Source organism: Microbacterium sp. UBA1612, assembly GCF_002321605.1.
Lineage (GTDB): Bacteria > Actinomycetota > Actinomycetes > Actinomycetales > Microbacteriaceae > Microbacterium > Microbacterium luteum.
On the sequence record NZ_DCMW01000004.1, the window covers coordinates 54,425 to 61,188 of the forward strand.

Sequence of the window (6,764 nt, forward strand, 5' to 3'; positions counted from 1 at the left end):
CCAGACGCTCAAACCCGGGCGCGCATCCAGTCCACGACGATCGGCGCGAGGTGCGCGGCCGCCTCGTCGGCTGATCGACGTCGCCCCGCGACCTCGAAGCTGTGCCCGGCCCCGTCGATCGTCACGAGGGTGGCGTCCCGGCACGCCGCGACCGCCTCGTCGAGCTGCTCGAGCGGCTGCACGAAGGCGTCGCGCGTTCCCGAGAGGAACAGCTGCGGCACGACGATCGCGGGAAGATGCTCCGTACGCGGCTTCTCCGGCTTGCCCGGCGGATGCAGCGGGTAGCCGAGATAGATCAATCCCCGGGGGCGCAGGAGGCCTTCTGCGGCGGCCATCGACGCCATCCGGCCGCCATAGGAGCGCCCCGCGGCGAAGAACGGCAGATGCGGGAACTCCGACGTCACCTTCGTGGCGACCGCCTCCCATGCCGTCATCGCGTGCGCGGGTGGGCCCGGCATGCGCCGACCAGCCTCGGCGTACGGGAAGTTGAAGCGCACCGTCGCGACGCCGCACGCGTTCAGCGCGTCGGTGAAGCCGGTCACGCCGGGATGATCGAACCGCGAGCCGGCACCGTGCGCCACCGCCAGGACCGCCCACGGCTCGGCCGGGACCGCGGTGGCGGCACTCACCGGCACCGTGCCCGCGGGAAGCTCCACCTCGACGGTGTCGGCGCTCACGAGCCGGGGACGTCGTCCTCGGCGCGGCGCGGCGCATCCGGGTCGACGCGCTCGCCGTACTGCGGCGGCGCGACCGGCCGGTCGGGCGCGTCGGTGGACGACGGGCGAGCCGGCGGGTCGGAAGGATGTGCGGGAGGGCCGGGCACGGCGGGGCCGGGCACGGCGGGGTCGGTCCCGGCGGGCCCGTTCGCCCGGGGGCCCAGCACCTGTCGGGCACGATGAAGGCTGTTGGCCGTGACGGTCACCTCGTAGGTGTCCGCGACGACGGCCATCACCGAGGCGTAGTCGCGCCGACGGCGCACGAGGGAGTAGGTCACGATGCTGAAGAGCATCCCGATCGCGATGCCGACGAACAGCACGCCGACGAAGACCTGGATGGGAACCGTCGGAGATCCGAGTACGACCACGGCGCTGAACAACAGCCCCAGGAGCAGCCCGTTGATCGCTCCCGACCGAGCGGCCGACGCGTACCCGAGACGGCCGGTCACCCGCTCGACCGAGCGCAGTCCCGTGCCGACGATCGCGATCTCACGAGCCGGGATCTCCCCGGAGATCAGCTCCGACACCGCCTTCTGCGCGGCCTCGTACGTCGGGAACGACGCGACCGTGGGACCCACCTCTCCGGTGGCCTGGGAGCCGCGTCCGCCGATCATGCTCATTCCTCCATCCTCCCACGACGCCGGTCTACGCTGGAATCGTGAGCACGCAGAGGGTATTCATCGCCCGCCTGACCGGCTGCGCCGTCTTCGACCCCGCGGGCGACCGGCTGGGCAAGGTGCGCGACGTGGTCGTCATCTTCCGTGCCGATGACCCGCCCCGGGTCGTCGGGCTGATCGTGGAGATCCCCGGTCGGCGTCACGTGTTCCTCTCGATCGGCCGTGTCACCTCGATCCGTCCGGGCCAGGTCATCACCACCGGCCTGATCAACGTGCGCCGCTTCCAGCAGCGCGGCGGCGAGGTGCGGGTCATGGCCGAGCTCGTCGGTCGTCGCGTCTTCCTGCGCGACGGATCCGGCACCGCCGTCATCGAGGACGTCGCCATCGAGCGCAGCCGCCTCGGGGACTGGGACATCGGCCAGCTCTTCCTGCGGCGACCCAAGACGGGAGGATCCCCCTTCTCGAAGGGCGCGACGACCTTCGCCACCTGGTCGCAGGTGCGCGAAGACCAGGAGCCGGGCGAAGCGCAATCGGCCGAGCAGCTGGTGGCGAGCTTCTCCGAGCTCAAGCCCGCCGACCTCGCCAACACCCTCCTCGATCTCCCCGAGGATCGCCTGATCGAAGTGGCCGAGGAGCTTCCCGACGACCGCCTGGCCGACGCGCTGGAAGAGATGCCCGAAGACGAGCAGGTGCACATCCTCGAGCAGCTCGACGATGAGCGCGCCGCCGACATCCTCGACGCGATGGAACCCGACGACGCCGCCGATCTCCTCGGCCAGCTGCCCAAGGTGCGATCGGAGCAGCTCCTCGGCCTCATGGAGCCCGAGGAGGCGCAAGATGTGCGCGACCTGCTGAAGTACGGCCCCGACACCGCCGGCGGCCTCATGACGAACGAGCCGATCGTCCTGTCGGCGGAGTCGACCGTCGCCGAGGCTCTCGCCCTCATCCGGCGCCACGAGCTGCATCCGGCGCTGGCGGCCTCGGTGTTCATCACCCTCCCGCCCTACGAGACCCCCACGGGCCGGCTCCTGGGCACCGTGCACTTCCAGCGGATGCTGCGCTACCCGCCGCACGAGCGGCTCGGCGCCATCATCGACGACTCCGTCGACCCCATCCCCGCGACGGCGGCGGCGTCCGAGGTCGCGCGCATGCTCGCCAGCTACAACCTGGTATCGGTACCGGTGGTCGATCCCGCGCGACGCCTGGTGGGGGCCGTCTCCATCGACGACGTTCTCGACCACCTGCTGCCGGACGACTGGCGTTCGGTCGAGACGGAGGGCCCCGAGGTGCCCGCCGTTCCGACCACGACCGCCGCGATCCCCACGAGGAGGCGATGATGGCTCGCGAGCGCAAGCAGAACACCCGCATCAGAGGCCTCGATGCGCCCCGCGGGCGCTCCGGTGTTCTCGGGCGCACCCCGCAGCCCTCCCGTGATCGCTTCGGGCGGTTCACCGAGTGGATCGCACGTGCGATGGGCACGCCGGCGTTCCTGGTGATCCTGAGCGGTTTCTGCGCGGCGTGGCTGGCGTGGAACACCCTCATGCCGGTCGACCTCCGGTTTGACTCGGCGGCGAATGGCTTCACCGCCCTGACGCTCATGCTCTCGCTCCAGGCGTCGTACGCTGCTCCGCTCATCCTGCTCGCCCAGAACCGCCAGGACGACCGCGACCGCGTGCAGATCGAGCAGGACCGACAGCGTGCCGAGCGGAACCTGGCAGACACGGAGTACCTCGCGAGGGAGATCGTCGCTCTCCGCATGGCGGTCAACGACATGAAGGGCGATGTGCTCACCAAAGACGTGCTCCGCGGAGAGTTGAAGAAGATGCTCACGCACCTCGATGACGCCCCGCGGAAGGAGTCCTCCACCACGTGAGCGACCTCGCATCCCGCGTCCGCACGGCCGTCGGCTCGGTCATCGATCCCGAGCTGCGCCGCCCGTTGAGCGATCTCGACATGGTGCGCGAGGTGAGCGTCGACGCCGGCACCGCGCACGTCGCGATCGCTCTGACCATCGTCGGATGCCCCGCCGCCGACCGCATCTCGCGTGATGTCACCGACGCAGCGGCGGCGGTGACCGGCGTCGACGCCGTCGACCTCGAGGTGGGGGTGATGACCCCCGACGAGCGCCGGGCCCTGACCGACAAGCTCCGCGACGGGCGACCCGCACGGCAGATGCCGTTCGGCCGCGATTCGCTCACGCGCGTCATCGCCGTCACGAGCGGCAAGGGGGGCGTGGGCAAGTCGAGTGTGACGGCCAACCTGGCCGTGGCGCTCGCCGAACAGGGCCTCTCCGTCGGGCTCATCGACGCCGACGTGCACGGCTTCTCCATCCCGGGCCTGGTCGGACTCGTCGACGCCGACGGCAGAGCACCCTCGCCGACCCGGATCGACGACCTCATGCTGCCGCCGGTCGCGTACGGCGTGAAGGTCGTCTCGATCGGGATGTTCCTGCGTCGCGGTGACGCCGACGGGCCGGTGGGCGCGGTGGCCTGGCGCGGTCCGATGCTGCACCGGACCGTGCAGCAGTTCCTCACCGACGTGTTCTTCGGTGACCTCGACGTGCTGCTGCTGGACATGCCGCCGGGCACCGGAGACGTCGCCATCTCGGTGGGCCAGCTCCTCCCTCACGCCGAGGTGCTCGTCGTCACGACGCCCCAGCCGGCCGCGTCCGACGTCGCGGTGCGCAGCGGGCTCGTCGCCCGTCAGACCGGACAGCGCCTGATCGGCGTGGTGGAGAACATGTCCGCCCTGTCTCTTCCCGACGGCACGGCGCTCGAGGTGTTCGGCTCCGGCGGCGGACGCGCGGTGGCGGATGCGCTGACCACCGCCTCCGAGCCAGTGGAGGTCGTCGCATCGATCCCCCTGAGTCCGGCGTTCCGTCAGGCCGGCGACGACGGTGTGCCCGGCGTGATCGCTGTCCCGGAGGACCCGGCCGCGCGCGCCATCACGGCGCTGGCGAAGGCTCTCGCCGCACGGCCGCGCGATCTGCCCGGCCGCGCGCTGCCGTTCACGACCGGCTGAGCGCGACCGGGTGCCTCTTCGGGAGACGTCGTCTCAGGGACGCCCGCCGCCGCCCATGCCGCCGCCCATCATCTGGTTCGACAGCTCCGTGACCTCTTCCCCGTTGACGGTGATCGTGCCGCCCGTGAGGGTCCCGCTGCCGTCGTAGTCGAACGCGGACTGCGCCGTGATGTCGATCGTGCCGCCGCTGATGGAGAGGTCTCCGTTGCTGTCGACCGCATCGGTGTCGCCGGAACCCATCACGATGCTGAGGTCGCCGCCGCTGATCGAGATCGACAGTCCGCTGGTCACGATGGCCGAGGCGGCCGCGTTCACGCCGTCGTCCGATGCGTTGACGCTCGTCTGACCGCCCTCGATCACGATGACGGGCGCCTCGATACCCTCGACGGAGGACACGATGTCGATCACTCCGCCGCTGATGGTGACCTGCTGCTCGGCCTTCACGGCGTCGTCACCGCTGGTGATGGTGATCTCACCGCCCGACACGACCAGCTGCCCGGCCCCGGCGTCGGTGTCGTTGCTGGATTTGATCCCGTCCCCGGCGGCGTCGACGTCGATCGTGCCGCCGGTCACCGTGAGCGAGTCCGTGCCACGGATGCCGTCGTCGACGCTCGAGACGGCGATCGTTCCCGCTTCGATCCACAGATCGTCCTTGCCGACGATGCCGTCCGCGAAGTTCGCGGCGACCTCGAGCGAGCCCGTCCCGGTGATCACGAGATCGTCCGCGGAGTAGATCGCACCGTCGATCTCCTCGTCGCTGCGGGTCGAAGCGTCGGCGACGGAGTTCGTCGACCCCTCGGCGAGCTCGATGACGGTCGTCTCGGCATTGTCGACGCGGATCGCCGCACCGTCCGCGCTGTCGATCGTGACGCCGTCGAGGATGATGCGCACGAGGCCGTCGCTGTCGACGACGATCTGCCCGGTGGATGATCCGGTGAGCACATAGGTTCCGGGCTCGGTGATCGTGAGCCCGTCGTCGGTGAGCGCCACCTCGGTGGTGGGCAGGGTGCTCCAGTCGATGTCGCCGCTCTCGCTGGAGGTGTCCACGGTCGAGGACGTGGTCGACTCCGTACTGGTGGAGGGCGTGGTCGTGGCGGTCGCGGTGTCGGACGACGCCGAGGTCGCCGCGCAGCCGCTGACCAGCAGCACGGAGGTGAGGAGAGCGGCGGTTGTCAGGGCCGGTCGTCGCATGGTCGACTCCTTCGGATGGGGTGCGTGTGTCGTGAGATCAGTGCACCGCGCTCTCCTATGCGCCTCCTATGCCCGCGCGATGTCGGCGATACGAACCCGCCCTCAGGTCGCTTCACTGTCGAAGGGCGGCCGCGTGCCGGGCTCGAGTTTGCTCGTGACGGGCTTCACCGCCGGAGCCGCTGTCGTCGTGGCTTTCGCGGCCTTCGCGGCGGGAACCGGCGGGTCGTCGAGGAGGGCCTCCCGAATGATGCGCCGCGGGTCGTACTGGCGCGGATCGAGCTGCCGCCAGTCGACGTCGTCGAACTCGTCGCCCATCTCGTCCTTCATGCGCGTCCTCGCGCCCTGCGCGAAATCCCGCACGCGCCGGACGAGGCCCGCGAGCGCCTCGGCGTAGCGCGGCAGCCGCTCCGGTCCCAGCAGGAAGGCGGCGATGACGAGGATCAGCATCAGCTTCTCGAACGTCAGGCCGTTGAACACCCCTTCAGATTACCGTCGCGCCTCAGCGGCGCGTCGCGATGCGGCACCTAAGCTGATCCGGAAGGAGTGGACATGGCAGATCAAGACGCCGATCGGCGCTTCGCGGCGGAGTCCGTCGTCGAACCCGATCACATCGCACGTGCCCGCGCGGCCGCGCTGGAATTGGGCGCAGCGCCCATCAGCGCCGAAGTCGGCGCCCAGGCCGCGGTGATCGCAGCGGCCTCGGCCGCCCTGAACATCGTCGAGATCGGCACCGGAGCGGGCGTGTCGGGCCTGTGGCTCCTGCACGGGTCGCCTCGCGCGACCCTCACCACGATCGACAGCGAGCCCGAGCACCTCGGCGCCGCCCGACAGGCTTTCGCCGACGCGCGCGTGCCCGCCGCGCGAGCCCGTTTCATCACCGGTCGCGCCGCCCAGGTGCTCCCGCGCATGAACGAGGCCTCCTACGACATCGTCTTCGTCGATGCCGACCCCGAGGGTGTGATCGAGTACGTCGAGCACGGGTTGCGCCTGGTGCGCGCCGGCGGCACGGTGCTGGTGCCGCGCGTGCTCGGTGGCGGGGCGGTCTCCGACCCCGTGCGGCGCGACCCGACGACAGCCGCATACCGCTCCCTCATCCAGGAGACGCAATCCTCATCCGCCGTCATCGGCGCTCTCTCGATCGTGGGCGAAGGCCTTCTCCAGCTGACCACCATCGCCGCAGAGCCTCGCTGACCCGGTCTCACACACGAAAAGGCCGGTC

8 protein-coding genes are annotated in these 6,764 nt (G+C 70.5%); 4 read left to right on the forward strand and 4 right to left on the reverse strand.

Annotated features, from left to right (window positions below; all coding sequences use genetic code 11):
- Positions 1–8: 8 nt before the first annotated feature.
- Together B3S45_RS02215 and B3S45_RS02220 are read right to left on the reverse strand one after the other, a co-directional pair.
- On the reverse strand, positions 9–677 hold the full coding sequence (locus tag B3S45_RS02215; RefSeq protein ID WP_286717147.1) for an alpha/beta family hydrolase: 669 nt from the start codon (positions 675–677) through the stop codon (positions 9–11).
- Entirely contained in the window at positions 674–1,336 is a 663-nt protein-coding gene (locus tag B3S45_RS02220; protein WP_286717149.1) for a general stress protein, read from the reverse strand. Before B3S45_RS02220 ends, B3S45_RS02215 begins: the two co-directional genes overlap by 4 nt.
- A gap of 38 nt (positions 1,337–1,374) precedes the next feature.
- Here B3S45_RS02220 and B3S45_RS02225 point away from each other — a divergent pair, with 38 nt between their 5' ends.
- The 3 genes from B3S45_RS02225 to B3S45_RS02235 are packed head-to-tail and all read left to right on the forward strand — an operon-like array spanning position 1,375 to position 4,354.
- A complete protein-coding gene (locus B3S45_RS02225; RefSeq protein ID WP_194384978.1) occupies positions 1,375–2,670 on the forward strand; it encodes a magnesium transporter MgtE N-terminal domain-containing protein in 1,296 nt (431 codons plus the stop codon).
- The gene (locus B3S45_RS02230) at positions 2,670–3,206 is read left to right on the forward strand and encodes a DUF1003 domain-containing protein (RefSeq protein WP_071042931.1); all 537 of its coding nucleotides are present in this window, start codon (positions 2,670–2,672) and stop codon (positions 3,204–3,206) included. Before B3S45_RS02225 ends, B3S45_RS02230 begins: the two co-directional genes overlap by 1 nt.
- Positions 3,203–4,354 carry an Mrp/NBP35 family ATP-binding protein gene (locus tag B3S45_RS02235; RefSeq protein ID WP_071042930.1) on the forward strand — a complete coding sequence of 384 codons (1,152 nt, stop codon included), beginning with the start codon at positions 3,203–3,205 and terminating at the stop codon, positions 4,352–4,354. Before B3S45_RS02230 ends, B3S45_RS02235 begins: the two co-directional genes overlap by 4 nt.
- Before the next feature lie 33 nt (positions 4,355–4,387).
- On the opposite strand, the gene B3S45_RS02240 is transcribed toward B3S45_RS02235, so the two are convergent.
- The gene (locus B3S45_RS02240) at positions 4,388–5,545 is read right to left on the reverse strand and encodes a carbohydrate-binding domain-containing protein (RefSeq protein WP_286717151.1); all 1,158 of its coding nucleotides are present in this window, start codon (positions 5,543–5,545) and stop codon (positions 4,388–4,390) included.
- Between the two features lie 102 nt (positions 5,546–5,647).
- Positions 5,648–6,022, reverse strand: coding sequence for a Sec-independent protein translocase TatB (locus B3S45_RS02245; protein WP_228480977.1), 375 nt, complete (start codon positions 6,020–6,022; stop codon positions 5,648–5,650).
- A 72-nt stretch (positions 6,023–6,094) separates the two neighbouring features.
- Here B3S45_RS02245 and B3S45_RS02250 point away from each other — a divergent pair, with 72 nt between their 5' ends.
- Positions 6,095–6,736: an O-methyltransferase gene (locus tag B3S45_RS02250; protein ID WP_286717153.1), complete on the forward strand. Its 642-nt coding sequence runs from the start codon at positions 6,095–6,097 to the stop codon at positions 6,734–6,736.
- The last annotated feature ends 28 nt before the right edge of the window (positions 6,737–6,764 follow it).

What these genes read in the sequence shown, in the direction of transcription:
- B3S45_RS02220 (WP_286717149.1), bottom strand. Translation starts at nt 1,336, where the DNA reads ATGAGCATGATCGGCGGACGCGGCTCCCAGGCCACCGGAGAGGTGGGT.
- B3S45_RS02230 (WP_071042931.1), top strand. Translation starts at nt 2,670, where the DNA reads ATGGCTCGCGAGCGCAAGCAGAACACCCGCATCAGAGGCCTCGATGCG.
- B3S45_RS02240 (WP_286717151.1), bottom strand. Translation starts at nt 5,545, where the DNA reads ATGCGACGACCGGCCCTGACAACCGCCGCTCTCCTCACCTCCGTGCTG.
- B3S45_RS02250 (WP_286717153.1), top strand. Translation starts at nt 6,095, where the DNA reads ATGGCAGATCAAGACGCCGATCGGCGCTTCGCGGCGGAGTCCGTCGTC.